General features: G+C 60.6%; 20 protein-coding genes. 12 read left to right on the forward strand and 8 right to left on the reverse strand.

Going from position 1 to position 26,088, the window contains the following annotated elements; genetic code table 11:
* Positions 1 to 432: 432 nt before the first annotated feature.
* Positions 433 to 1,749 carry a hypothetical protein gene (locus X265_RS16315; protein ID WP_128965723.1) on the reverse strand — a complete coding sequence of 439 codons (1,317 nt, stop codon included), beginning with the start codon at positions 1,747 to 1,749 and terminating at the stop codon, positions 433 to 435.
* A 1,014-nt stretch (positions 1,750 to 2,763) separates the two neighbouring features.
* Between X265_RS16315 and X265_RS16320 the strand changes: the two genes are divergently transcribed.
* The 4 genes from X265_RS16320 to X265_RS16335 all read left to right on the forward strand — a co-directional run bounded on the left by X265_RS16320 (position 2,764) and on the right by X265_RS16335 (position 10,498).
* A complete protein-coding gene (locus X265_RS16320) occupies positions 2,764 to 6,066 on the forward strand; it encodes a PAS domain S-box protein (RefSeq protein WP_128965724.1) in 3,303 nt (1,100 codons plus the stop codon).
* Positions 6,067 to 6,435: 369 nt separating this feature from the next.
* Positions 6,436 to 7,158 carry an EAL domain-containing protein gene (locus tag X265_RS16325; protein WP_244659326.1) on the forward strand — a complete coding sequence of 241 codons (723 nt, stop codon included), beginning with the start codon at positions 6,436 to 6,438 and terminating at the stop codon, positions 7,156 to 7,158.
* 206 nt (positions 7,159 to 7,364) lie between these two features.
* Positions 7,365 to 7,784 carry a BLUF domain-containing protein gene (locus tag X265_RS16330; protein ID WP_164938622.1) on the forward strand — a complete coding sequence of 140 codons (420 nt, stop codon included), beginning with the start codon at positions 7,365 to 7,367 and terminating at the stop codon, positions 7,782 to 7,784.
* Between the two features lie 632 nt (positions 7,785 to 8,416).
* Positions 8,417 to 10,498 carry a putative bifunctional diguanylate cyclase/phosphodiesterase gene (locus tag X265_RS16335; protein WP_128965727.1) on the forward strand — a complete coding sequence of 694 codons (2,082 nt, stop codon included), beginning with the start codon at positions 8,417 to 8,419 and terminating at the stop codon, positions 10,496 to 10,498.
* Positions 10,499 to 10,507: 9 nt separating this feature from the next.
* Here X265_RS16335 and X265_RS16340 read toward each other — a convergent pair whose 3' ends face one another.
* Entirely contained in the window at positions 10,508 to 10,840 is a 333-nt protein-coding gene (locus X265_RS16340) for a hypothetical protein (protein WP_128965728.1), read from the reverse strand.
* A gap of 675 nt (positions 10,841 to 11,515) precedes the next feature.
* On the opposite strand from X265_RS16340, the gene X265_RS16345 reads away from it, so the two are divergent.
* The 3 genes from X265_RS16345 to X265_RS16360 all read left to right on the forward strand — a co-directional run bounded on the left by X265_RS16345 (position 11,516) and on the right by X265_RS16360 (position 14,209).
* Positions 11,516 to 12,067, forward strand: coding sequence for a fasciclin domain-containing protein (locus tag X265_RS16345; RefSeq protein ID WP_128965729.1), 552 nt, complete (start codon positions 11,516 to 11,518; stop codon positions 12,065 to 12,067).
* Positions 12,068 to 12,191: 124 nt separating this feature from the next.
* Positions 12,192 to 12,572 (forward strand): DoxX family protein, encoded by a 381-nt coding sequence (locus tag X265_RS16355; protein ID WP_128965730.1) that lies wholly within the window; start codon positions 12,192 to 12,194, stop codon positions 12,570 to 12,572.
* A gap of 290 nt (positions 12,573 to 12,862) precedes the next feature.
* Positions 12,863 to 14,209: an IS5 family transposase gene (locus X265_RS16360; RefSeq protein WP_128963208.1), complete on the forward strand. Its 1,347-nt coding sequence runs from the start codon at positions 12,863 to 12,865 to the stop codon at positions 14,207 to 14,209.
* Between the two features lie 213 nt (positions 14,210 to 14,422).
* Here the strand turns inward: X265_RS16360 and X265_RS16365 are convergent, their stop codons facing one another.
* Complete coding sequence (locus tag X265_RS16365) at positions 14,423 to 15,373, reverse strand: LysR family transcriptional regulator (RefSeq protein ID WP_128965731.1); 951 nt, start codon at positions 15,371 to 15,373, stop codon at positions 14,423 to 14,425.
* 107 nt (positions 15,374 to 15,480) lie between these two features.
* Here X265_RS16365 and X265_RS16370 point away from each other — a divergent pair, with 107 nt between their 5' ends.
* The gene (locus tag X265_RS16370; protein ID WP_128965732.1) at positions 15,481 to 17,067 is read left to right on the forward strand and encodes a proton-conducting transporter transmembrane domain-containing protein; all 1,587 of its coding nucleotides are present in this window, start codon (positions 15,481 to 15,483) and stop codon (positions 17,065 to 17,067) included.
* Positions 17,068 to 17,080: 13 nt separating this feature from the next.
* A complete protein-coding gene (locus X265_RS16375) occupies positions 17,081 to 19,612 on the forward strand; it encodes a YbcC family protein (protein ID WP_128965733.1) in 2,532 nt (843 codons plus the stop codon).
* Positions 19,613 to 20,097: 485 nt separating this feature from the next.
* On the opposite strand, the gene X265_RS16385 is transcribed toward X265_RS16375, so the two are convergent.
* Positions 20,098 to 20,574: a hypothetical protein gene (locus tag X265_RS16385; protein ID WP_128965734.1), complete on the reverse strand. Its 477-nt coding sequence runs from the start codon at positions 20,572 to 20,574 to the stop codon at positions 20,098 to 20,100.
* Positions 20,575 to 20,655: 81 nt separating this feature from the next.
* Between X265_RS16385 and X265_RS16390 the strand changes: the two genes are divergently transcribed.
* Positions 20,656 to 21,081: a hypothetical protein gene (locus X265_RS16390; RefSeq protein WP_128965735.1), complete on the forward strand. Its 426-nt coding sequence runs from the start codon at positions 20,656 to 20,658 to the stop codon at positions 21,079 to 21,081.
* A gap of 114 nt (positions 21,082 to 21,195) precedes the next feature.
* Here the strand turns inward: X265_RS16390 and X265_RS16395 are convergent, their stop codons facing one another.
* Positions 21,196 to 21,480 (reverse strand): ATP-dependent DNA ligase, encoded by a 285-nt coding sequence (locus X265_RS16395; RefSeq protein ID WP_308421691.1) that lies wholly within the window; start codon positions 21,478 to 21,480, stop codon positions 21,196 to 21,198.
* 297 nt (positions 21,481 to 21,777) lie between these two features.
* On the opposite strand from X265_RS16395, the gene X265_RS16400 reads away from it, so the two are divergent.
* Positions 21,778 to 22,659, forward strand: coding sequence for an ABC transporter substrate-binding protein (locus X265_RS16400; RefSeq protein WP_164938623.1), 882 nt, complete (start codon positions 21,778 to 21,780; stop codon positions 22,657 to 22,659).
* A gap of 89 nt (positions 22,660 to 22,748) precedes the next feature.
* Here X265_RS16400 and X265_RS16405 read toward each other — a convergent pair whose 3' ends face one another.
* Positions 22,749 to 23,003, reverse strand: coding sequence for a hypothetical protein (locus tag X265_RS16405; protein WP_128965737.1), 255 nt, complete (start codon positions 23,001 to 23,003; stop codon positions 22,749 to 22,751).
* Positions 23,004 to 23,873: 870 nt separating this feature from the next.
* Positions 23,874 to 24,401 carry a hypothetical protein gene (locus X265_RS16410; protein WP_244659367.1) on the reverse strand — a complete coding sequence of 176 codons (528 nt, stop codon included), beginning with the start codon at positions 24,399 to 24,401 and terminating at the stop codon, positions 23,874 to 23,876.
* Between the two features lie 376 nt (positions 24,402 to 24,777).
* On the opposite strand from X265_RS16410, the gene X265_RS16415 reads away from it, so the two are divergent.
* On the forward strand, positions 24,778 to 25,500 hold the full coding sequence (locus X265_RS16415; protein WP_128965738.1) for a hypothetical protein: 723 nt from the start codon (positions 24,778 to 24,780) through the stop codon (positions 25,498 to 25,500).
* Positions 25,501 to 25,561: 61 nt separating this feature from the next.
* On the opposite strand, the gene X265_RS16420 is transcribed toward X265_RS16415, so the two are convergent.
* The gene (locus tag X265_RS16420) at positions 25,562 to 25,936 is read right to left on the reverse strand and encodes a hypothetical protein (protein WP_128969305.1); all 375 of its coding nucleotides are present in this window, start codon (positions 25,934 to 25,936) and stop codon (positions 25,562 to 25,564) included.
* Between the last annotated feature and the right edge of the window lie 152 nt (positions 25,937 to 26,088).

A 26,088-nucleotide genomic window follows, 5' to 3' on the forward strand; every position in this document is an offset into this window, starting at 1 on the left:
TTGATCAAACTTCCTTACCCATCTCGCGAGCCGCTTCCGGTGTAACCGCCTCGAGATGGTCCCGAGCAGCTCGCGCTAAATCCCAAGCCCGGTCGAGCGCCACCTCGCGCTTCATCGACCAAGTTTACAATACGCCACGGCTCCACTCCGCACTCGGATATCGGAGCCCCGCAGAGTTTGAGGATGATCACGCCCGCCAAGGGGTCCTATCCGCGGCTTGATCCTGTCCGGCTAGAGGGGTGCACTCCAGTCGGGGGTTAAAAGCGGCGCCGATCCGATCCACACCTCGGTTCGCACAGCTACGCAGTCCTACTTTTTGGTGAGAAGGAATCTATCGGCAAGCGCACCATCGAGGTGCCGGAAGAACTCAAACAAGTCGTGCTGCACGACTCGCGCGCCCAATCGGCGGCTGCTTTTTGAAGGCTCGCAAGATTAAGGGTTGCGTTTGATGGGCCCGGCCTTTGAAACTGAGGAAGTAGTCTGTACCTTGGTAGCCTTAAGCGCTCTCAGGTGGGCCTCGATAGTGCGGTTGAACTGCACAGCTTGACCTGCATCGAAGCCTCCACGTTCGCCAGCCTCAGCGAGCGTCTGGTAAACGGCCAGCTGACCCGGTCCGCGTTCAGAGCTTCCCTCGCACGCGCCGATGGCAATTGAAAAACCACGTCGCCAAGGATCAGTGATGCCGTAAGTCATTGCGCGCTTCGTCCACACGCCGTTGAGGGAGTCATAAAAATCAATAACGATGGTGAACTTACTTTGCTTGAGAATGTCCGAAACAAGCTCATTTTCGTATTTGATACCTGAGGCGATCAACTTGAGGCCGTCTGTTTCAAGGATATCGTTCTCAGCAGTATTTGTCTCGGGTACGGAGCCAAACGTTCCGACAAGCTGCTCCGCGCCTTTGAGCGCGCCGCCACCCGTCAATCCCAATTGAATCCAGGCCCGTGCATCGCCGGGGAGGCGGTCGAACGCCATCTGGTAGCCAAATTCCGCGGCATATTGATTGTAGATTGAGTTCACCTCGGCATGGGCGGCGCTGAGCGCCTCGGCGCCTTGGTCCTTTGATCGTTCGAGAATATCCCGCGCCTTATCCTTCACGCCGTCGGCGACAACCTGCTCGGCTTGGCTGAGGATCATCTGACGGACGTCCTCCCCGGTGATGAAACGGCGCGCGTAATCCATTCCCTGCTGGGCTTCGGGCGGAAGCACCTGATGAATCGCTTGGTAGGCGACATTCGTCACATTCTCTCCGGTCGCCAGGCCATAAAGAACCTGGTCGGCGACCTTCAGCGTAGCTGTCACCGAACTGTCGAGATTGAGGCTATCAATGAACACGTCGCCGACCCGTTCGCCCCGTGCAATGGCGACGCCCGCCTTGTAGACCATGCCTGATTCCGGCTGCCCGGGAAGCGCGCCGCCGATCCCGTCAATCAGCGACTGGTTGACCGACTCGCCTTCGGCAAGCGACACGCTCGTGTTGATCGCAAAACTGAGCGCGGTTCCGTAGATCGGGATGTAGGAGGCGATCATGGCCAGTCCGCGTGCGGCGACCGGCAGCGCGTCGAGGATATCGGACCAGGCGGCTTCCAGCCACGTCTCGCACCTCTGGCACCAGAGAAACTCGGGATTGCCCTGATCATTCCAGCGAATCTTCCGCTCGCCGGGAATGCGAACCCAGCGGGAGGGTTGGGCATGTTGGGCGCGGGGCGGGGCGAGGGAATCCAGTAGACTCCCTGCCAGCGCATCCACTCGTCGGCACTTACAAACTCGGGCCTGTAGCCACTTTTCGGACTCTCGACCCAAGCATAACCTTTGTTTTGGGCGGCATGGTCCGACTCCCCTGTTGCGTCTTCCACCAGGATACCGGCCATCACTCGAAAAGCGAGCGGGTTTCCGTCACCGGGTTCGTCGCCATCGTGGAGCAGATGGGTTTGCCAAACCGGCGCGCGATTGCGGCAACACTGTTGCTCCCGATGCACGCCTGGCCTTCCCATGAACCGCGTGTCAAAGGCGCCCGGGTCATCATTCTCGATGATATACGTGTTGCGCGGATCCTCGAACAGCCGTCTGGGAGTGCTCATCGCAGGACCCTTCCTTGTGAATTAAAAAGGTTCGATTGGCGGCCGCGACATCGCTCTACGGAGGCCTGCTTCTCTCGCTTGAATCTTAGCAGTAACAACAACGCGCCTTCGCGCGCATCGAGTCGGAAGGACAGCAACAATACTGGTCGCCAATCCAAAATTTGGATAACTTGCCGCGCCCTCTGCCGCATCCTAGCAGGAGAAGCGTGCGCTGATGCTTTCGTTCGCGCGGCAGTTCGGCTCTGCGTCAAAAGCTGCTGGCGTGAATGGGCCGGTCCATGTGCGGCTTCGAACCATCCTCATGCTGGACACTCCATAGCTATTTGATCTTACTCGCCCAGGTGGGACTCTCGCCTGTGGATCGGCTCCGAGCTTTGACCCCTATCGGCGCCAAACCGTGACCCCAGCCCACGGCTGATTTCCATCACAGTGTCAGGGACATCGAGCGGCACGGGTGGGGTCAACCTTGGAAGCCGATTGGGGGTCAAATAGCGTGCCTATTCACACCTGTCATGCTTATTGGGCCGTCGATCTCGGTCGATTCGCGGGCCCTTTGAGATATTGCGATCACGTGGGGATTGGCGATTGGAACCAAGGCCAATCCTCGTCGTTGGCTAAGGTTTTGATCTCCGCGGCTCGATCAAGGTATTGGGAGCGGAAGAGCGGCTGCCAGGGGTAAGGGATGTCGAGTGGAGTTGAGCGACCGATCTCTGCCATAAAAGCAAAACCCTATCGCTCCGAGACGAACGAGCCCGGACCGGCGGTGCTATCGGCAATCCTGGCCGGCTCACCCGACCCGATCTGGTGTTGGCGCATCGACGGCATCATCACCCAATGGAATCCCGCGGCAGAACGCCTGTTGGGGTTCGAGGCATCGGAAATCGTCGGGCATTCCCTGCTGGATCTGGTCACACAAGCGGACCGCTCAGTCGCCGAGAACATTATTGATCGCGTGAGCGCCGGCGAATCCGTTGGCCCTTTCGAAACCGTCAGAGTGGGCAAGAAGGGCAGAGCCCTCTCCCTGGAGATTACAGCCGTCCCGCTGCGCGACCAGAACGGATTGATCGTGGGCGGAGCATCGTTTTGCCGGGACACCAGCGAGCGCAAGAGTGCTGCTGAATTTCTTTCGCGGACCGTTCGCGAGCTCGGAACTCTCTTTCACCTGACAGAGCGCCTGCAGGCTGCCAGAACCGCGCAAGAGGTCTATGAGGCGGCGCTCGAAGCGATCACGGAAGCGCTCGCGTGCGAGCGCGCATCGATCCTGCTGTTCGACCCGGCTTCCGTGATGCGCTTCGTCGCTTGGAGGGGCATCAGCGAGCAATACCGCAAAACAGTAGAGGGCCACTCGCCGTGGACACCCGAAACGACCGACGCGGTCCCGATCTTCGTTGCCGACATCAGGGATTCTAACGAACCTGATGCCCTGAAGAAGGTAATCGAGGGCGAAGGGATTCGGGGCCTCGCCTTCATTCCGCTGCTCCGCGATGGACACGTCATCGGCAAGTTCATGACCTACTATAGGTCTCCGCATCAATTCAGCGAGGGAGAAACCCGTCTAGCCAGCACCATTGCACGCCAGTTGAGCCTGTCGCTGGACAGAATAATGACGGAAGAGCAATTGAGGGAATCCGAACTGCGATTCCGTCTTATGTCGGAGCATGCTCCTGTCATGATCTGGATAAGCGACTCCGCAGGCAAATGCCTTCACCTCAACCGGCTACTCCGCGACTTCTGGGGGGTAGAGGAGGCAGGCATTGCCGACTTCGACTGGTCGTCAACCATACACCCCGACGACGCCGCAGCCGTCCGCGTACAGGTCGGGACCGCAATTGCGCAACGGGTTCCTATCGAGCTGAAAGGGCGATACCGCAGCGCATCAGGAACATACCGGGTGTTAGAAACCGTCGCGCATCCTCGCATCGGCGCTTCCGGTGAATTTCTTGGGATGATTGGCGTCAACGTCGATGTCACCGAGAGAGAGGAAGCTGAGGCAGAACGTCGCCGCACCCAAGAGGAGTTGCAGGTAACGAATGTTGCGCTGCGAGAGAACGAAGAGCGGTTGCGGCTCGCGACGGCCAACGCGGACGTCGGCTTCTGGGATGTGGATGAAGTCAATCAAGTCCTGCACTGGCCGCCCTTGGTTAAGGCAATGTTCGGTATCGCGCCGGACACGCCCGTGTCGATGCTGGACTTCTACTCGGGCCTTCACCCCGAAGACCGGGACGCCGTTAGCGCGGCTTACGCGGCTGCAGCGGATCCCGATATGCGCGCTCTCTATGACGTCGAGTATCGAACCATTGGCAAGGAAGACGGTCGCATCCGCTGGGTCGCGGCAAAGGGACGGGGCGTGTTCGATGCTGAGGGGCGCTGTTTGCGGGTGACCGGTACCGCCATCGACATTACTGCCCGCAAGGCCGATGAGGCAAAGCTCAAAGAGCTTAACGAGACTTTGGAGCGCCGCATCTCGGAGGTTCTGGCTGAAAGAAAGGTTTTGGCCGACATCGTCGAAGGGACGGATGCATTTGTCCAAGTCGTGGACCTCGAATTCCGCTGGCTCGCCATCAACAAAGCCGCGGCTAACGAATTCGAGAAGATATTCGGGGTTCGTCCGCAGGCCGGGGCATGCATGCTCGATCTGTTGACACATCTGCCTGCCGAGCGCGAAGCCTTACGCGCGGTGTGGGCCCGCGCGCTATCCGGAGAGGAATTTACGGAGATCGCAGCCCTCGGTGAGCGCGAACGTCGTCACTACGAAATGAAGTACAATACCCTCCGAAATAGCAAAGGAGAGCAGATCGGCGCCTATCAATTCGTCTACGATGTATCGGAACGTATCCGCGAGCATGAGCGGCTGGCAAGGGCGAAGGAGCAGCTACGTCAGGGCCAGAAAATGGAGGCGATGGGCCAGTTGACCGGCGGCGTCGCCCACGACTTCAACAACCTGCTGACGCCAATCGTCGGCGCCCTCGATGCCTTGCAACGCAGAGGCGTAGGCGGGGAACGCGAGCAGCGATTGATCGCCGGGGCGATGCAGTCCGCAGATAGGGCCAAGACGCTTGTGCAGCGGTTGCTCGCATTCGCACGGCGGCAACCGCTCCAGGCCAGAGCGACCCAAGTAGGCGACTTGATCCACGGAATGGGCGAGCTGATCGCCAGTACGTCCGGTCCGCAAGTCAAGGTCTCTGTCGAGATCGAACAGGACCTGCCGGCGGCAAAGGTCGATGAAAACCAACTGGAGATGGCTCTCCTCAATCTGGCGGTGAATGCGCGTGACGCGATGCCCGACGGCGGTACGCTGCGCATTACCGCCGACGCCCAACACATTGACGCGAAGCATGGGACAGACCTGAAACCTGGACGTTATGTCAGGATATCCGTTGCGGACAGCGGCATCGGCATGGACGAGTCTGTGAAGGCCCGAGCAATCGAGCCATTCTTCTCAACCAAGGGCATCGGAAAGGGCACGGGCCTCGGTCTGTCGATGGCTCACGGCCTCGCGTCGCAACTAGGCGGGGCACTGACAATTCAAAGCCGCCCAGGGCTGGGTACAAATATAGAAATTTGGCTTCCATCGACCGATGAGCCTGTGGCGCCGGAGAACCAGCAAACGGCCTCAGTGCCCCCCGTTGGCGCCCTAGGGACAGCGCTTCTCGTTGATGACGAGCCCCTTGTGCGTGCCGCAGCCGCGGACATGCTCATGGACCTCGGTTACGCCGTTCTCGAGGCTGGTTCGGCCGAAGAGGCAATTCGGTTGATCGGTGGGGGCGTCAAACCCCAGCTGCTTATCACCGATCACCTGATGACAGGAATGAACGGTACAGATCTGGCCCGTCTCGTTCGTTCCGAACTGCCCGGAACGCTCGTGCTAGTGGTGTCGGGCTACGCGGAAAGCGAGGGCGTCGCGCCCGATCTTCCGCGGCTGGTCAAGCCATTCGGCATTAACGATCTCGCTGCGAAACTTGCCAGCTTGTCGAGTGGTCGATAGGTGAAAGCAAAGGCCGCGCTCCGTTGCCAGCTGCAGTCCGCGAGCAAACTGCGTCCTCACGTTTCATTGCACATGCCGCCTGACCTCGCGTCTCGGCCAATGAGACGGTCAAGGCTGGTCAGGCGCCGGCACCGACTCGACGACCGCGCTTCCGGGCGGCTTTTCGTTCGTCGCAAAAGGGGCCGTCCGCCAGACAGTCTTTGAGCTGGGCTCAGGTCTTCTTAACACAAGTTAGCCCGTCGCGTCCGATTAGTCCTTAACCGCCGAGCAATCATTGCGTCCTAGCTTTCGCGCAATGTGAAAGAAAGTGGGACTATGAACACGTGCGCGGGTTGCCGTCTCAGCGAGAGCTTGCCCTTCAAATTCAAAATGGCTTTCCAACCGATCGTCGATCTCTCGGCGGGAGAGGTTTGGGGATACGAAGCGCTCGTGAGGGGGGAAAACGGGGAACCTGCCCATACCGTCCTTGCGCAGGTCACCGACGAGACTCGGTACAGCTTCGACCAAGCGGCCCGAGTCACGGCAATCGAGGCCGCAGGCCCACTCTTCGCGGGCAGAGACATGCGGCTGTCGATCAACTTCATGCCGAACGCAGTATACGAACCCAAAGCGTGCATCCAAAAGTCGCTTGCCGCCGCCAAGCGCGTGGAATTTCCACATCGTAATCTCATGTTCGAGTTCACCGAGAACGAGCGGATGGTGGACCCTGCTCACGTCGCGAGGATCGTGGAAGCATACCGCAAGTTCGGCTTCTGGACGGCGCTCGATGATTTCGGAGCAGGATACGCTGGGCTCGGTCTCTTGGCTCGATTGCAGCCCGATCTTATCAAGATCGACATGGAACTGATCCGCGACATACATGTCAGCCACGCCAAGCAAACAGTTGTAGCTGGCATCGTTAATATCGCGCGGGAGCTTGACGTCCGCGTGCTCGCCGAAGGCATCGAGGACGAAGCCGAACTCGGCGTATTGAAAGCAGCTGGCATCAATCTGTTTCAGGGCTATTACTTCGCAAAGCCGGGATTCATGACGCTGCCCAAAGTTACTTTCATTGCGGACAGGCCCATTGAAGCCGCTTTGGCAGCAAGATGATGAATCAGCCCAATAGCTCCTCCGCCATACGATCTCGTCGGCTGTTCGTTCGATATTGAACTAAGCTGATGCGTCCAAGGCGAGCGGCTCGACTCGATACTCTCCCGTCAGAGCAGCGTGCCGGCAGAGCGCATGCGACACTATCGACCTCGCCCGTTCCTCTCGAGCGAGACCCGCAGTCAGCCTATGAGTTGAACGAGATACCCATGTTGTTCCGATTGGTCTATCACAGTCGCAACTTGCTACGTCGGAAGGCCGTAGCCGGTGGCAACGGGCTGATGAGCATTGCGAAAGCTGCCGAACAAAACAATCTTCAATTGGGGATATCTGGCGCCCTTCTGTTCGACAAGGACACTTTTGCGCAAGTGCTCGAAGGAGACCGGCTAAAGGTCACGCAACTTTTCATCCGAATATGCAGCGATAGTCGACATACCGACATTAGTATTGTCGAGGCAAAGTCGGTCACCGACCGCCGGTTCGCCGATTGGGCTATGGCTCTTATTCCGAATCCTGCTGCGTCGCCCCTCGGACCGAACTTCATTTCCGGCGATGCGGTCGTCGAGATGATGGTCGAGCAGCTCCAGAATTCGGATGCCTCGCTGAGGATCGCTGTTCCCGTCTGGTGAAAACGCTAGGCCGCCGCCAACCTTTTGACAGCTCGTTCAAGTCGCTTTCCTAGAACGAGGCGCTGTTGCCGTAATTATTTTTCGCGGACAATCGCTGCTTATCGATCTCTTCGTGCAGCTCGCCTCGAAAATACCTGTTCGTTGATTTCCTCTAGTGGAAAAGCGGGCCCGAATCGACGGTCGAACCGCTCGTGAGCAGAGTTCGTTATTTTTCACAGAGCTGCAGCGGTCGCCGTGCGCGCTGGCGGCGCGCAGCGGGCACCACATCTTGCCCGTGTGGAATTTTGCATTCAAGAGATGGCTATCCGCCTCGGTTTCCTGCGCTCCTTGCGTGAAGGGGAAGTTGCGTTACGCGAGGGGGGCTCCACGAACCCGCTCGCCACGGCCTTATTCCGGTGGCCAGCCTCCCGTCGACGACGAAATCTCGGCAAAAGCGAACCGTTTCTTCACCGTGCCGAGCTTCGGTCCGGCCGATTCCTCCTTCCTAAACCCGCGTTTAATAAGCCGGATGCCTGTTTGCCGCTGGACCTTGGTCGGGCGAGGCGGCGTTCACGTGCCGCTAACCCTATCTCAACCTGCCCTGATCCAATCGCAGCCCTGCCTCGTATCTGCTTCCGGGAGAACAAATTCGCATGTGGGAAGCTCTGACCTGTCTGCCCGGCCAGCACGACCTGCGCTACGTCGCTGTCGCGGTGCTGGTTTGCGTGCTCGGGTCGCTTTTGTCGATGCGGCTGTTGGCGCGGGTCCGGCGCAACACCAGGGCGCGGCGTTTCAACCTCCTGTTCCTGTCCGGCCTCGTTGCCGGCGGCACGGTGTGGACCACGCATTTTGCGGCGATGCTCGGCTACAACGCGACGGTGGCTCGCGCCTTCGAACCCGGGCTGACCTTCGCCTCGCTGATGATCACCGTGATATTCGCCTGGGTCGGTTTCTTCATCACCACGCGCACAAGGCTCGGACCCGCAATCGAGGGCGGCGGCTCGATCTTCGGTCTCGGCATCGCCGCGATGCATTACACCGGTATGGCCGCGTTCGAAGTCCCGGGCATTCTGGGCTGGAATTATCCGCTGGTTGCGCTCTCCGTCGTATTTGCGGCCGGCTTCGGTGCGGTCGCCGCCAACCGCATCGCACGGCCGATCACGCGCTTCTGCAAATATGGCGGCGCGCTCTCGATGTTCCTGGCGATCGTGTCGCTGCATTTCACCGGCATGGCGGCCATGTCCGTCTATCCTGCGTTCGACCTGGCGGTGCCGCCACAGGCACTGTCGGATACGTTCATGATCACCAGCGTCATCGTCAGCATCAGCCTGATAATGGCGATGGCTGCCTCCGCCTACGCGATCGACCTTCAGGCCGCCAACGAGGCGACCGAAAGCTACAAGCATCAGGCTATGCACGATCCCTTGACGGGCCTGCCGAACCGCAACGGATTGGCGCAGCAACTGCATGATCTGCTCGCCGGACGCGGCGACGACACTGCGCGCGTGGTCGTGGTGGCAATCGACCTGGATCGTTTCAAGGACATCAACGACGTCCACGGCCATGTCGGCGGCGATCATCTGCTGCGGCAAGTTGCCCAACGCATCTCGGCGCAATTGCAGCCCGGGGAATTTCTGGCGCGGATCGGCGGCGACGAATTCGTGGCCGTGAAGAGCGAGATCTTTGCCCGCGGCGAGGCGGTCAAGTTCGCCGAGCGCCTGCGCAACGTCGTGCTCGACCCGATCGAGTGGCAGCACCAGACGCTCGCGGTCGGCTGCAGCATCGGCATTGCATTGTTTCCCGAGCACGGTCGGGCCGGCGATGAACTCACCCAGCGCGCTGATCTGGCAATGTACCGCGCCAAAAGCCTCGGCCGCGGCAAAATCTGCACTTATGAGCCGTCGATGGACGAGGCGAGCCGTGTCCGCGCCGAGCTCGCGATCGACCTCAAGCGCGCGCTCGCCGGCAATGAGCTCGAGCTGTACTATCAGGTGCAGAACGACACCAACACCGGCGGCATCGTCGGCTTCGAGGCCCTGATCCGCTGGAATCATCCGCAGAAGGGACGCATTCCACCCGACGCTTTCATCCCGATTGCCGAAGAGACCGGCCTGATCATCGATATCGGCGATTGGGTGATGCGGACGGCCTGCACCGCCGCCGCGCTATGGCGGCTGCCGTTCAAGGTCGCTGTCAATGTCGCGCCGATGCAGCTCAATCATGACCTGCCGCGGCGCGTAGCGGAAATCCTGAACGAGACGGGCCTGCAGCCGTCGCGGCTTGAAATCGAATTGACCGAGAGCGGCATTATCGCTGACCGCCAGCACGCGCTGCAGGTCGTGCTGGCGCTCAAAGCGATCGGCGTCACCGTCGCCATGGACGATTTTGGAACGGGTTATTCCTCGCTCTCGACGCTGCAGGCGTTTCCCTTTGATAAGATCAAGGTCGACAAGAGCTTCGTCCAGGCGGTCGGGACCAGCGTGCATGCGGCCGCTATCGTCAAGGCGACCTTGCTGCTCGGCCGCAGCCTCAACATCCCGGTGCTGGCCGAGGGCGTCGAGACGACGAGCCATCTCGACTTTCTCCGCGGGGAAGGTTGCGACAGCGTTCAAGGCTATCTTTTCGGCCGGCCTATGCCGGTCGACGTCGTGACCCGGATGATCGATGATGAGAAGGGGTCGCGTCCACAAGGGGCTGATGCGCACAATGAGCTCACGCAGGTTGCGGCCGCCTGAGATGGCCGCTCAAACCTCGCGGCTATGCAGCTTCCAGAGCTCGTAGATAGTGTCCCAATCAGGAACCTTATCGGGAGGAAAGCCAAAGATCCTCCCGGTCCCGAGCTTTCGAAAATTCTTCATGGCCTTGAGGTGCGCGCCGCTTGTAACGAAGGCGCGCATGCTGACGAGATCCGACCAGGCTGTCAGCGTGTGATAGGTACCGCCGATGATTTTCGCTTGAACCGCGACAATTCCAGTGGCACGACGTGCCTGCGCCAGTGATTGGACCGTTCGCCACCAGAACCTGGGCAAGTGCACGATGCCACGCGGGCGGAAGCCAGTCATGGAGACATAGACCATGCTGCACCTCGATTGTGATGAGGCAGGAACGATGCTCAAAAGGGATTGGATCACCTGGAGGCGCGGGCGACAATGGCCATCTGAGAAGTCGCACCATCGGTCGTGAAGCGACTTGGTTGGAACGTCGTTGATAGCGCCCCAAGCGAGCAGGCCGCACTATGCCAAGGCGCGAAGTAGAGAGGTGGGTCGTGCGCAATCGACGGTCGGCGCCCAGAGCGGGTACTAGGCCCTCGCATCATAGCGCAGCGGCGAAGCAAGAATGCCCCTCTTCATCGGCCGCGAATCACGCTCAACGTTGTCGGCCCTTTCAAGGAGCGCCGAATACCAGACATTAGTAGTCGCAGGAACTGGGAGAACGAACCTTACCTCCTCGACTCGCACAGCCCCGCCGGCTAGGGCGGGGCTTTCCTCTCGCACGACGAGCTCAATAACCAAGTTGTCCTAGGCGCTTCGCTGCTCCGAGAATCGCATGAACTGAGCCCGGCAGCCATGTTGCTTGATTTTGAATCCACCTTGCATCTGATGGAGCTTTCGTCTTCAGGAGCCGCAAAAAATTGTCGATCCTGCGAGAAAACTGAAACCGAACTCCACCGTTGCTCGTAGCTTGAGGCGCCTAAGTTTGGCGTGAAGATCGTCAACCATAATTGAACTCATGCGTAAAAGGTGGAGGTTCTGATGAAGTACAGCACTCTGATTGCCTCGGTCACTCTTGCAATCGCCGGCATAGCAGGCAGCGCAACAGCTCCGGCGGCGGCGAAGGAAAAGACAGTGATGGTCGGCGGTGCAGCAATGTACCCCACTAAAACGATCGTTGCTAACGCCGTCCATTCACGAGACCACACAACACTGGTCGCAGCCGTCAAGGCCGCTGGCCTCGTCGATACTTTGTCTGGCCCAGGACCCTTCACTGTATTCGCTCCAACCAATTCGGCCTTCGCAAAGCTGCCGAAAGGCACGGTCGAGACACTCGTGAAGCCGGAGAACAAATCGACTTTGACCAAGATCCTGACTTACCATGTCGTACCAGGCAAGCTCGAAGCAGAAGATCTAACCGATGGGCAAAGGCTGACGACCGTCGAAGGTGAACAACTGACCGTGAGGAAGGCCGGCAGCCGCACAATGATTGTCGATGCCAAGGGCGGTACGTCAACCATAACGATTCCCGACGTCAATCAGTCCAATGGCGTGATTCATGTCGTCAACACGGTGCTAATGCCGGCAAGCTGAATGATCGAACGAGGAGTGCGACCGGCACGGGCGCCAACTCCTCCGCCGCATCAATGGGAACTACGTGTTAGCGCCACAAGCGAACACCGACGCCGCTCGGTCATACCCACGACTGCGCGGCGTCATGCGCGTGGTTCTGGCGGCCTTCTACACCACAGCGGGGATCGCGCACCTGCTGGCGCCGGCACAGCTACTTGCGATAACGCCATCTTGGGTGCCATTTCGGCCCCAGGTCATCCTTATTACGGGTGTCTTCGAACTGACGGCCTCAACAGTGCTGCTCGTCGGATCTCAGCAAAAGTATGCCGGAATTCTGATGGCACTATATGCCCTCTGTGTCTGGCCGGCTAACTTTAAACATGCGATCGAAGGAATCGATCTGCCCTACATCTCGTCCAGTTGGTGGTACCACGTGCCGCGGCTAGCGTTTCAGCCCATCATCATCTGGTGGGCGTTATTTTGTTCGAACGCGATCAATTGGCCGTTCGGATCGTCAAGGGACTGATTGTGAGTCAGCAAATCAACACTGTAGTATGTGTCCCCGGACTTGGCCGATCGCCGCAGCGCCCGGGGCGCTTCAGGAAAGCCGCCGCTGGAGCCCTGAAGGTCAGTGGCATTGAAAAATTAGTCGTCCGTGAGGAGCGGCTAAGCGATTGAGGTAGAATCGCATTTATCGTTGTGGGCTGTTTTGGGATTGCAGGGATTTGATGCTTCGGGCCTCGGAACCTTGCGATTTCATTTTCAGGATTCCGTCGAATCGCCAGTCATGATTCCGTCGTCGCATCGGAGGTGGCGATGCGACCGAAGAAGCAAAGGACGACGGGATCTGGCGATCTGTTCCGGGCCAGACTGGACCAGATCATCAACATGAAGCACGAGCTGGTTCAGCTCGCCGGCAAGGTCGATTGGGACTGGGTCGACGGCGAGATCGCGCCGCTCTACAGCGAGAACGGCCGGCCGGGGATCGCGACCCGCTTCATGATCGGGCTGCTGCTGCTCAAGCACATTTACGGCCTGTCCGATGAGGGGGTGTGCGAGCGCTGGGTCCACGACCCGTATTTCCAGTACTTCACCGGCGAAGAGTTCTTTCAGCACGCCTTCCCGCACGAGCGCTCGGACCTGAGCCACTGGCGCAAGCGGCTCGGCGACAAGCTGGAGCTGCTCTTGGCCGAGAGCCTGCGGGTGGCGCACGAGGCCGGCGCGTTGCGCAGTCAGGACCTCAAGCGGGTCACGGTCGATACCACCGTGCAGCCGAAGGCCATCACCTTCCCGACCGATGCCAAGCTCTTGCACGCCGCGATCAAGGGGCTCAACCGTCTGGCGAGGAAGCACGGGGTCAGGCTGCGGCAGTCCTATCTTCGCATTGCCAAGACCGCGGCCATGATGGCGGGGCGCTACGCCCATGCCAAGCAATTCAAGCGGCATCAGCGGCAGTTGCGCATCCTGCGCAGCCGGCTGGGCCGGATCATCCGCGATATCCGCCGCAAGATCGAAGGTCAGACCGTGCTCGAGAACGCCTTCGTCCTCCCGCTCAGCCGGGCCTCCCAGATCCGCTCGCAGCAGCAGCGCCAGCGCGGCTGGAAGCTTTATTCCTTCCACGCTCCGGAGGTCGAGTGCATCGGCAAGGGCAAAGCAGCCGCCCCTTACGAGTTCGGGGTCAAAGCCTCCATCGTCACCAACAACCGCCGGGCTCCCGGCGGCCTGTTCGTGCTGCACGCCAGGGCGCTACCGGATAACCCGTACGACGGTCACACCTTGCGGGATGTCATCGACCGCACCGAGACACTCACCGGCTGTGCGATCGAGCGGGCCTATGTCGACAAGGGATACCGCGGCCATGACGCGCAGAACCCGCGCCGTGTCTTCATCTCCGGCCAGAAGCGCGGCGTCTTCGGGGTCATCAAGCGCGAGCTGCGCCGCCGCTCCGCCATCGAACCCATCATCGGACACCTGAAGGCCGATGGTCACCTCGGCCGCTGCTACCTCAAAGGCCGCGCCGGCGATGCGGCCAACGTCATCCTCTCCGCCGTCGGCCATAACTTCCGGCGCATCCTCGCATGGCTGAGAGCTCTCTGGTGCCTCTTCCTGGCCACCCTCATCGCCGCCAGCAGCGACGGCTCACCGCTCAAATCGGCTTCTTAACGGACGACAAATTATGCCGCGTCACTGCGCGGTGCCGGATCAACGACGCTTTCCAAGAACAGGGCATAGTCGCTTCGGAGGGAGTGATCTCTTCCGTCGCAGGCGGAGGTTGACCGAAAAGAAAACCGACGATTGGCGGAGAAAGTCAAAATGCAAGAGGCGGCCACGCTGATCCTGCCAGGTCTCTTCATGAAAAGCGAGGGGCCTATTCGATCACGGTGATGATCGACCTCTTGAAGACTTAACCGATCGAAGAGGCTCCGTACCCCTCATTCGGCGAATTCGGCTTGCGCTGGGCGAACGGATCAATTCCGCGACCAGCGGATTTGGGTAGCGGCGTTGCTGGGTGACGGCGAAGAACTGCTCCTTAAGTGTATTCAGCCTGATGCGCTCGACCAGAAGGCCGGAGCGGAGTTCGTCGATGACAACGATCGGCGGAACCAACGCCAAGCCGCCGCTTTCGCGCGCCATCAGACGCAGCATGGCCATGTCGTCAACCTCCGCCGCTATGACCGGCCTGATGCCGCTGCGACCGAGCAGCGCATCGAAGGCCGAACGTAGCGCGTTGCCTCGTCCAGGCAGTATGATGGGCAGACGCGCGAGGTCCTGGGGAAAGCCAAGGCGCGTAGGCTTCGCCGGCTTGTGGCTGACAATGCTGACACCCTGCTCGTCGATCAGCGTGTTCTCAAAGCTACTGCGTGCATCGGGCGACGCCGGATGATTGGCAAGTACGATATCGAGCTTGTGCGCATCGAGCGCCTCGAGCAGATCATCGAACAGTCCAGTGTGGATGATGAGTTCGACATCAATGCGGCCTATCAGTGGCCGCAGAAAAGCGATTTGAAAGTTGCGTGATAAGGTCGCTGCAGCCCCGACCCGCAGCACTTGGCGTCCGGGCCGCAGGCCGGACAACGTCTCCATCAGTTCATGACCTGACTTGAAGACGCTGCCGGCATAGTCGACCGCGATGCGCCCGGCCTCCGTCAGCTGCAGCGTGCGACCGACCCGCTCGAACAGCTGCTGGCCAAGCTGCTCTTCCAAAGCCTTGATCTGCACCGACAGCGAGGAGGGCGAGACGTTGAGCCGCTGCGCGGCGCGGCTCATGCTGCCTTCGGTCGCGATTATCCAGAAATAGCGCAAATGATGGTAGTTGAGGTGCGGCATGACGATCATTCTATTTGATATAACGATCTAGTTCAATAATTGAATTTTTAACAAACGACGTCGCGCGGTATGGACGGGGACCGCCGGATCAACCCTGCCGAGATGCCATGTCAAAGTTTCTGCCTTGCCTCGCCGTACTCGCCCCGCTGACCCTCTGCCTCGTCGGGTTCCTTCCGTCTCGCGCCAGCGTCAGGGATTACGTCGGACTTGCAATCGTCGCCGCAGCGGCGTCGCTCGTCGTTGTCGTCGCGGCAGGTCTCGCCTGCTTCGTTGTCGGGCCGGGACGCTCGAGGCTGCTGGGAGCCTCCGGGCTAGGACTCTCGCTGCACGTCGATGCGCTCTCAACGATCCTCTGCGTGCTTGTCGGGTTCGTCGGGCTCGTCGTCGTCAAATACAGCCGCAACTATCTGGATGGCGATCCCGGCCAGATCAGGTTCACGCGCTGGCTGCTGCTGACGCTTGCCTCCGTACTGACCGTGCTGATATCTGGCAATCTAGTGCTGCTGCTGGTTGCCTGGATCGCCACCAGCGTCTCGCTAGGCCGGTTGCTGCTGTTCTACCACACGCGGCCGGCCGCCATCCGGGCCTCGCGCAAGAAGTTCGTCGCGAGCCGGCTCGGCGATGGGTGCCTCGCGATCGCCGCCGTGCTGCTCTACCTGCACTTCGGAACGCTCGAGGTCGCCGATCTGGCCACCAAGGCGCGCAGCGGTGCCGAGATCGGTTCGCCGGCCATCTCCGCGGCAGCGCTGCTGATCGTCGTGACCGCTATGCTCAAATCAGCGCAAATGCCGCTGCATGGCTGGCTGAGCGAGGTGATGGAGACGCCGACCCCGGTCTCGGCGCTGCTGCATGCCGGTATCATCAATGCCGGAGGCTTCCTCGCCCTGCGGCTCGGCGATGTGCTGCTGCTGGCGACGCCGGCCCTCAACGTGCTGGCCGTCGTCGGCGGCATCACCGCGCTGTTCGGCTCGCTGGTGATGCTGACGCAGACGTCGGTGAAGGTCCAGTTGGCCTACTCAACCGTGGCCCAGATGGGGTTCATGCTGCTGCAATGCGGGCTCGGCGCCTTCTCCGCCGCGCTCCTGCATATCGTCGCCCATTCCCTCTACAAGGCGCACGCCTTCCTGTCATCGGGCAGCATCATCGACCTGGCACGCGCGTCATGGACGCCTAGCCCCGGTGGCCAACCGCACCCGGCGCGGCTGATCCTTGCGCTCGCGGGCGTGATCGGACTGACGCTCCTGATCGGCTGGGGGCTTGGTATGACCTTGCGCAGCAATCCGGCGCAGATCGCGCTGGGATCGGTGCTGCTGATGGGGCTCGTGCACCTCATGGCCAATGCAATCGACGAGCGGCCCAACGCCTTCGTCGTCGCCCGCGGCATCGTCACCGCGGCCGGTGTCGCCGCGCTCTACTTTGCACTGCAAGCGGCGACGGCGTGGCTGGCCGCCGGAAGCGTCCCGGTCGGACGTCCGGTGGATGGCACAGCGCCGATGCTAATCGCCGCGCTAGTTGTGATCTCCTTTGCGGCGATGACGGTGTTTCAGAACCAGATGATGCGCCGCGCCGACACACTGTTTTGGATCGCAGCTTACGTGCATCTGCGCAACGGGCTCTATCTGAATACGCTGGCTAACCGCCTAGTGCTGGCGCTTTGGCCACGCACGTCGAACAAGCTCAAGACCACCCCCTGACGCCGAGATAACCATGAACCAGGCCGCCCTAGCCCTGAAGATCACAGCGACCGAAGCCGACACGGACGTCACGCTCGAGGCCCGCATCGCGGCCGCCTGCGCGCGCGTCGCACCGCTCTGGCCGCTCAAGCATTTCGTTGCGGTCAATCCGTTCCTCGGCTTCACGGGCCAAAGGTTTGCCGCCACCGCCGCGACGTTCGAGCGCGTGGTGCGGGCGCGCATCCTGATGCCGCGGGCGTTCTACCGTCACGCGCTCGCGGAAGGCCGCATCGACGATGCGGCGATGGCGCAGGCGCTCGCGCTTCACCCCGACGCTGGCCTCGACATCGACAGCCTCAAACAGGCGTTGCGCTCTGATGCGCCGGCCGGCGCGCCTCCGGCCGTCGTCGCCACTGTGGCCGAGGTGCTGGACGGGCTTGCTGAAGGCGACCGATACGTCTCGCTGGTTGCCTTCATGATCGACGAGATCTCGGCCTTCTGCGCCAGCTATTTCGACGAGGGCCAGGCCAATTGGCCGAACCCGACGCGCAGGCTCAGGCCCTACGCGGCCTGGCGGACGCTTGCGATCTACGACCGCAATCCCGAAGTCATGGGCATCAGGGGTTTTCGAACGTCTGTTGCGGCTCTGCCTACAGATCCCATCGAGGCCATCGGCGTCATCCTCGACCGCCTCGGGATTCCCGATCGCGCGATCGAGGATTATCTGGTGCGCGCACTGTTCGACCTTGGTTGGTCGGCCTACGCGCGCTATGTCGGATGGAGCGCGGAGCTCGAGGGCCGTCGGGACGACACTCTGCTCGAACTGCTTGCGATCCGGCTCGCCTGGGGTTTTGCGCTGTTCGAGGCGCGGACCGATGACGCCTTCAGGACAGCCTGGGCGCGAGCGATGGAGCAGGCGGCGAAACTGCCCGTCGATCACTGCCTAGACGAGACTCCCGAGCTCGCCGTCGACGTCGTCCTGCAGGAGGCCTACGAGATCGTCTTCCGCCGCAACTTGATCGCCCGACTCCTCGCCAACCGCGGCAGCGCGGCACAGTCTGGTCGGATGGACCGGCCTGCGGTCCAGGCGGCCTTCTGCATCGACGTGCGCTCGGAAATATTCCGGCGCGCGCTTGAGACCCTTTCTCCGGAGGTGGAAACGATCGGTTTCGCCGGCTTTTTCGGCTTCCCCATCGAATATGTTCCGATAGGCCACCTTCGGGGCGGCGCGCAATGTCCCGTGCTGCTCAAACCGGCGTTCATCGTCTGCGAAGAAGTCAAGGACGCCGAGCCGTTCGAGGAAGCCGAAGTGCTGGGCCAGCGACTGCTCCGGCGGCGAGTGGCGAAGGCTTGGAAATCGTTCAAGGTCTCCGCAGTGTCGTCCTTCTCCTTTGTGGAGACGGCAGGCCTCGGCTTTGCGGCGAAGATCGCGACTGACAGCGCGGGCGTAACCCGACCGGTGCCATCGCCGGTCAGCGATGGTCTCGATTCCGACGTCGCTGCGAGGGTCGGCCCGCGTCTCGCGCCTGGCAAGCTCAAAGGGCGTTCCACCGGCTTTACCGACTCGCAGGCCGTCGATATGGCCGAGGCGGTGCTGAAGGCGATGTCACTGACCGGGCCGTTCGCGCGCCTCGTGCTGCTGACGGGCCACGGTAGCACCACGGTCAACAATCCACACGCCTCGGGCCTCGACTGCGGCGCCTGTGGCGGTCACACAGGCGAGGCCAATGCGCGTGTCGCCGCCGCGATCCTCAACGATTCGCAGGTCCGCGATGGCTTGCGGGCGCGGGGCATCGACATCCCCGCCGACTGCTGGTTCGTCGGTGCGCTTCACGATACCACCACTGACGACGTAAAGCTGTTCGACGAGGAGGACCTGCCGGCGCAACTCGCCGACGATCTGGCACGGTTGAAATTGCGCCTGGCCGATGCCGCTCATCTGGCGAGGCTCGAGCGCCGCGCGCTGCTGGGCGTCGGAGATGCGGCGGATGCCGACGCCGCGATCAAGGCGCGTAGCAAGGACTGGTCCCAAGTCCGGCCAGAATGGGGCCTCGCGGGAAACGCCGCGTTCATCGCTGCCCCGCGCAGCGTCACGCGCGGTCTCGACCTGTCCGGCCGCGCCTTCCTGCATTCCTATATCCACGAGCAGGATCGGGATCATCGGGTGCTGGAGCTGATCATGACCGCGCCGCTGGTGGTCGCGAGCTGGATCAATCTGCAATACTACGGCTCGACCGTTAATAACGCGGCGTTCGGCAGCGGCAACAAGATGCTTCACAACATCGTCGGCCAGCTCGGCGTGCTCGAAGGCAATGCCGGGGACCTGCGAGTCGGATTGCCATGGCAGTCGGTGCATGACGGCTCGCGCTTTGTCCATGAGCCGGTACGCTTGAACGTCTTCATCGCCGCTCCCGAAACTGCAATGGACGATGTCCTGCGCCGGCACGCAGGCATCTGCGATCTCGTTACCAACGGCTGGATCATGCTGCACTCGCTCGGCGGCCGTGGCCCAGTCATCCGCCGCTGCGTGCGGCCGGGCATTTGGGCTGCTTCATCTTCTGAATAAGATCGCGGCTGCATGTCGCCCATCGATCGGCTTCCCAACCTTGAGGTCTTGAGCGTGAAGGATCGTAAGGAAGTTTGCGCGCCCCAATCGCGTCCAAAGCAGGAGGCCCAGTGTGTGGATCGGCTCCGAACTTTGACCCCTATCGGCGCCAAACCGTGACCCCAGCCCATGGCTGAGTTCCATCACAGTGTCAGGGACATCGAGCGGCACGGGTGGGGTCAACCTTGGAAGCCGATTGGGGGTCAAATAGCGTGCCTATTCACACAGTGCTTCTGCCGGCCGCCCCGGTACGGCCGGTCCCGGTGCTTGGAGACCAGCCCCTCCAGCCCCATGCGGCAGGCGGCCCGGAACAGGTCGGTGCCGATGGCGCCGGTCTCGAACGGCGCAACGAAGATGCCGTCCGGGCGTCGGGCGAGCAGGCGTGCGAGGTTGGTCTTGCGCAGGCGGAGCGAAAGGTCTCGGAAAATATGCGACTTGGTAGCTCGTCAATCGGCGTGCTGACGCCGAACTTTGCGGAGTGCGCTCTTCAGGAACTGGTACAGGTACCAGAGCAGTTGCCCTGCGACCGCCCCCACGAGGGCGATAACCGGAGAAAATGGGATTAGAATGATAGGAAGGAATGCAATTCCTTCGACGGCATCTCGCCGTCCAAACAACATCATCAAGTATGCGCCCGCAAAGGGATAGCTTACGACCAGCCAAGAGACCCACACACGCCAACGATGCATGGAGTCGGTTGGATCAGATAATGCAGCGAGGAAAAAGATCGCCCAATAAGAAGGAATGGGCCAGCCGATTAGCAAGATAAGGTAGCCGAATTCGCTCGGCGCGGGCGGCTCGGCAATCGCATACAAGAGCCAAGCGCAAGTATGGAACGCAAGCGTGACCAAAACAACATGGACGGCAAAACGCCAAGACAGCGCCTGCGGGCTTATTAGCCGATCCAAGAGGTTGCCGCTCATAAACTACAGCTTCCCGAAATCTCTGTCATGCACGTTGACTTGGCGCAAACTCGGCCGTTCGGAAGGCCATACGTTCTAAACATGCAGGGCGAGACATGCGCATCTAGACGCTCAGACGAGGACGCGTCCGCGTACCGCGAATTATCAGCGGACATTTTCAAGTGGGCGGTGCGGGTAAATGCGCTGTTCGGGTTGCTGCTCGCGGTCACAGACATGATCTTCAGCGATCACCCGGAGGAGTTCTTTTTGTGGCCTCTGCTGGCTGGTTTCCTGACCTTGCCGTTTCTGCTGATCGCGATGATGCCGATAGCAATTCGTCGCTACTCGGCTCGCCCTGCGTTAGGACGCGAACGATTAAAGGCAATGAACGCGTTTACGGCCATGATCGTCCTGTTGTGGGCACCGGGGGTCGCCAAAACCATTTATCGCATAAACAACCCTGCTGCGGGCGATGGAGGAGCTTGGGGGGGGGTGCAGCACTGCTTGTTCTCGTTCTCGCGCCACTGATTATCCTTTGTACGAGACTGGAGGAGGGACTGTTCACAAGGATCAGCGTCAGACTGTTTGGACTGAATGGCCGAAACGAAGCAAAAACAGGTCCGACACTCGCAGTTATGCTCGTTAGCAACCTACTCCAGGCAGCGACCGCTCGCCATCTATCGCGAACTGCTTGGTCCGGTTCTTCAGCGCGGCCTCGACGATCCAGGGAAACCGCTTCGACCAGTCGTTGCCACCGCGCGTGATCAGGCGGACGCGGTCATGGTCGCGGATGACCAATAACCTGTAGCCGTCGTACTTGACCTCGTGGAGATAGTCGGGGCCGGTCGGCACGGTCTTGGCCACGGTGGGCAGGCAAAGCTCGAACGTGCTGCGCATGGGCCGGAGATAGGAATCGTCCGCTGGCATTTGAAGCCCGGAACAAGCGGCAAACGTCAGAACCCACGCCCGGTCTCTGATCAGATCCGGACATCCAGCGCGGCGACACCGACAGCAGCTTGTGACCCAATTCGGACTTCGCGCTATCTCCGGTAAAGGCCCTCTGGGGCCCACAACAAGGTGTTAGTATGGCAACCCACAGAGCGGAGTCTTCAAGGGGGGCGTATGCGAAGGCGGGAGTTTCTAGCGGCGATTATAGCGGCGTCGGCCTGGTCGCGACAGGGTTTCGCTCAATCGACAAACAGGCGAATCGCGCGCATCGCCTTCTTGGGTAATGCGAGCCCGTCAACTATTGACGCCGCCCAAATTGCTGCGTTTAAAGAAGGGTTGCGTGAAAATGGGTTGATAGAAGGCAGCAACGTCGATGTCCAATATTTCTGGATTGAGGGCAGCTTTGAGCGCATGCAGAAGTTGGCGGCGGAGCTCAGCCAAAGCAATTTCGACGCCATCCTGACGGCCGGCTCAAAGGCAGTACAGACGCTTCTGGCCACCGGAACAAAGACTCCGATCGTTTTTGCAGTGATCGCAGACCCAGTCGGCAGCGGTACGGTCCAGAGCCTCGCGCGGCCCGGTGGAAACGCCACCGGCCTGTCGATGTCGGACATCGATCTGGAAAGCAAGCGCATAGAGGTTCTGAAAGAGTCGGTGCAGTCCATCACGCGGGTCATGATCCTGCGCGATCCGGTCGTGGGGGTTCCGACAGGTGCTGCCGAGGCGGAGGCCACGGCGCGGGCTCTGGGCCTTCATGTCGTTGTCGCCGAGGCCGCGAGCTCCGACCAGGTCGAAGCTGCGTTCAGGCGCGGACGAGAGCAGGGCGTCGACGCGGTCGCTGCGATGGCATCGGCTTTCTTCAACTTCCATCGCAAGCAGTTGATCGAGCTGGCCGCGCTGTATCGCCTTCCCTCGATCTGGGAAACCGGCATCTACGTTAAGGACGGCGGCCTGATGTCGTACGGACCGAATTTTCCAGACATGTACCGTCGATCTGCCGAATACATCGCTAGGATCCTTAAGGGCGCAAAGCCCAGCGATCTGCCCGTTCAACAGCCAACCAAATTCGAACTAGTCGTCAATCTGAAGGTGGCGAAGATCCTTGGAATTACGATACCGCCCACGGTGCTCGCCCGCGCCGACGAGGTGATCGAATGACTGCTTATGGCCCCATCGCGCCATTCTGAGCACGTCTGTTTTTGGTCCGCTTCTCGGGACAAAGCGGGTGAGAGCTGCAGCTCTCACGATCAAGCGAGAGGGTTTGCCTGCGTCAGCCGCAGAAACGTCCCCGACTCGTGCAGCTCGATCCAGCCGCGCTCGTGGGCGAGCGCGATGCCTGCGCGAAATTCCTCGCCCGTGCCGCCCATCTTGAGGAACGGCACGTTGACCAGCTCGATGTAGATGCGGCCGTCCTGCACCGGCTCGATGCCGCTGGCGATCTCGACCAGCTTGCGGGCGGCGGTGGCAGGATCGGCGAGAGGGCGGGCAGCGGCGTATTTCATGCGGCATCGATACGTCGAGTCGGGCTGGGTAGGCTATCCGGGAAAAGCCATGAGGTAGAGCAGCGCGCAAGCGACCAGGGTCGTCCAGATGATCGCAGCGGCAAGTAGCCAATCGTGGGAATGTCTCATGGGGACCACCGAGGTAAAGTGGCTGTGGTGGTCGGTCTCCCATATTGATCTGGATCAACCCGAAGCAAGCCTTAGTCGTCCCAGAAGTGCCCCCCGCATTTTGAGCACTTATACAGGCGGACCAACTTGCCGCTCTTAATGTCGAGCATCGCATGGTTGAGACGTGAGACCGCTCTGCACTTCGGGCAGCGCGGCTGTTCATCCTTCTCCTCGGGAGGCATCTGATCCACGACTTGGCCCTCCAGCCAAGCCAACACGATGATCAAAAGGGAACATTGCCGCCATCACATAGGATATGTGGGACTATCGCTCTTCGCGGGTGTCGATACCGGCGATGTTGAGGCAATCCCGCTCGGCTCGCGCAACAGTCCTTGCCCGATCAAGTGCCTCTGCTCCTGTAAGCAAGTCCGGCCGAAGGCGTCGGCTCGGTAGGTTGTCCCAGTAGAAGTATCGGCTGGGCCTGCCATCAGCGAAGCGCACCTCGAAGCTGCCGCAGTCGGGCACGGCTTCGTGCTTGATCAGACGGACTGATTGCCAAGTGGTGTTCTGGGATCGCATGGCCGCATCAAAGCGGCGGCGAAACCGGCTGGCGAATTATCGATTTGTGGTGGGCAGGGCAGGGCGCGAGCCACTGCCTGTCGTGGGTGTCGAGCGCAAGGTGGGATTAGCTTAACCGGGTGTCCATCAAACCGGCAGCAGCTCAATAGTGGACCGCCTGCAACCGGTTTGGTCCGCGTTGCGCTACCCTGCGCGGTAAAGCTTCAAGAACAAGGGGACTGTTTGGGTGGGGGACCGTTCGTAGCGCTCCCCCGCTACCACCTTTCCCCACACTCCTTTGACTTGATTTGGATAGGCCTTTTCCCCGAGCAGGGCGTTTAGCCGGCCTGCTATCTCGACCGCTACACCGCCTGGGCGTCCTGGGTCGCGGAACACAGTGACCGTCTCGACCAGATCTCTGATGGCTTCTGCGGCCTCTCCGTCACCCGCACTAACACCTTTACCCAGTGCTTCTTCAAGCCGACCGAGTTGCTCCTCATATCGTTTGAGGATGGCCGGATGCAGCGCGACTTCCTTCGGGGCGGGTGGTTCACTCTGCAGCTCCTCAGATATCCGCTTGCGCTCGGCATCTAAGGCAGTCGATCGCGGTCCAAGAACGGACGGATCGCCATGTCCTTTCGCGATCGCATCTACCAGTCTTTCGATTTCCCGGTTTAATTGCCCAAGCTGCTGTTCAAGGCGCTGCCGTTTCGTCGCCTTACTCATCTTCATGGGATGCATCGGCACCGCTTACTGCCTCGGGAGCTTTCCGCCGGCGGCCAGGATCACGATGATCATCGCCATCACGACTGCCATCACGACTCTGCTCCTTTCCGAAGAAGCGGTGATGATGAATCTCAGCGTCAATCTGCTGCCCCTCAGCCCTTCATGCTCATTTGGTTCGTAGAACTAAACCGCGGCGAGCGCCAAATCCGCCCCGCTTGGCCACTCACCATCATCTGATAGCCCTTATTTCCTTGTAACGATTGCAAGCCCGTAGGTGCTATCCTGCAGGGGCATCAGTACATGCCATTTATTCCCGAATTGGAACCAGGACCTTGGCGGGCCGTTTTTGCTCAGCATTCCGTATGGCAGGGAGGGACTGGTCTTGCACACCGTCAAATATCGGTTGAACGATCCGCGCCTGGCCCCGCGCCGGACGAAGCTCGAGATTCCAGGCTGGGCTGGCAGCCGAGATCCTCGGAAGGACGGGTCGCATGAGCAGGTCTGGCACTGCGTGCCGTTCTCCGAGGGAGCGCAGTACGGAATCGAACTGTTCTACCCGTACGACAATGAACTGCGGGTCTCCACGAGAGACGGCACCCTGCGCCTCGAAGGCGATTGGGGAGAACCGCCCGCACCAGGTCTGCAGTGGCCGCCATTCCGCAACTTCGGTGATAGTTACTACACCTACCAGCTGCTGTTGGACCTGAAGCTTGAGAAAGGGCTCGCCATCCGGACGGAGCCGCATCCGCGCTTCTACACTGATCGCAGCGACACGGTGCCGATCGCGGTCCCGGCCCTCGTTCGCAACTGGTGGCCCATGCTGTTCTTCTGCGTCTTCAAGTCGCCCGCGGAGGGATGCACGCACATCTTCCGACCGGCCGAACCGTTTGCGCAGATCATCGTGATCCCGGAGGAGGCGAATTTCGAGCTCAGTCCGATGAACGAAGAGGAAGCTGCCGAGCGCGAATTGCAGGCCCGGCGCATCTACGCCAACAGGCCCAACCTGGCAGCTGGAACGGAATGGACCTCCACTACCGATACGGTCTTTGATGGAACATACCGGCATCTCCATCGTGCCGCCAAAGATAAGGCGAGGCAGGATTGAGCGCCAAGCGCTCATGAAGAAGAGCCAGCTCAGGCCAGCTCTTCTGTATGCGCGTCCGGGATCAATAGCGGAAGTAGACGCCGCTGTGGTGGTGATGGTGGTGATGATGGTGGTGATAGAATCGCCGGCGCGGAACGACGACCACACCGCCGCGATAGTAGCCGTGGTGATGATGGTGGTGCCAGTAGCCATGGTGGTGATGGTGATGATGGTGGTGGTAGTACAACTGGGCCACCTGAATGTTCGCTTCGGCAGGCTCGGCGGCAGCCTGCTCTTCTAGGGCCTGTAGGGTTCGTGCCGCGTTCGGAATTGGCTGCAAGAGGTCCGCATAAGTGCTTGCCTTCAGTGCGTCGGAAGGGGCTGGGCTGGCCTGCGCCCCTGCCAGAGTGCTCAGCGCGGCTACCGCTCCTAATAATCCGGCGATCTTCTTTTCCATCATGTTTGCTCCAATTTGCCGCCGGACGATCCGGTACGACGAATCTAAACGGGAACAACTGGCAATCTGTTCCTAAAGCCAGCTCATCTCCGCTGGCCCTTGGCCTTGAGCTCGAAATCTTGCATGTAGTTCTCTAACGCGAACTGGTCGTC

The organism is Bradyrhizobium guangdongense (assembly GCF_004114975.1).
Taxonomy (GTDB): domain Bacteria; phylum Pseudomonadota; class Alphaproteobacteria; order Rhizobiales; family Xanthobacteraceae; genus Bradyrhizobium; species Bradyrhizobium guangdongense.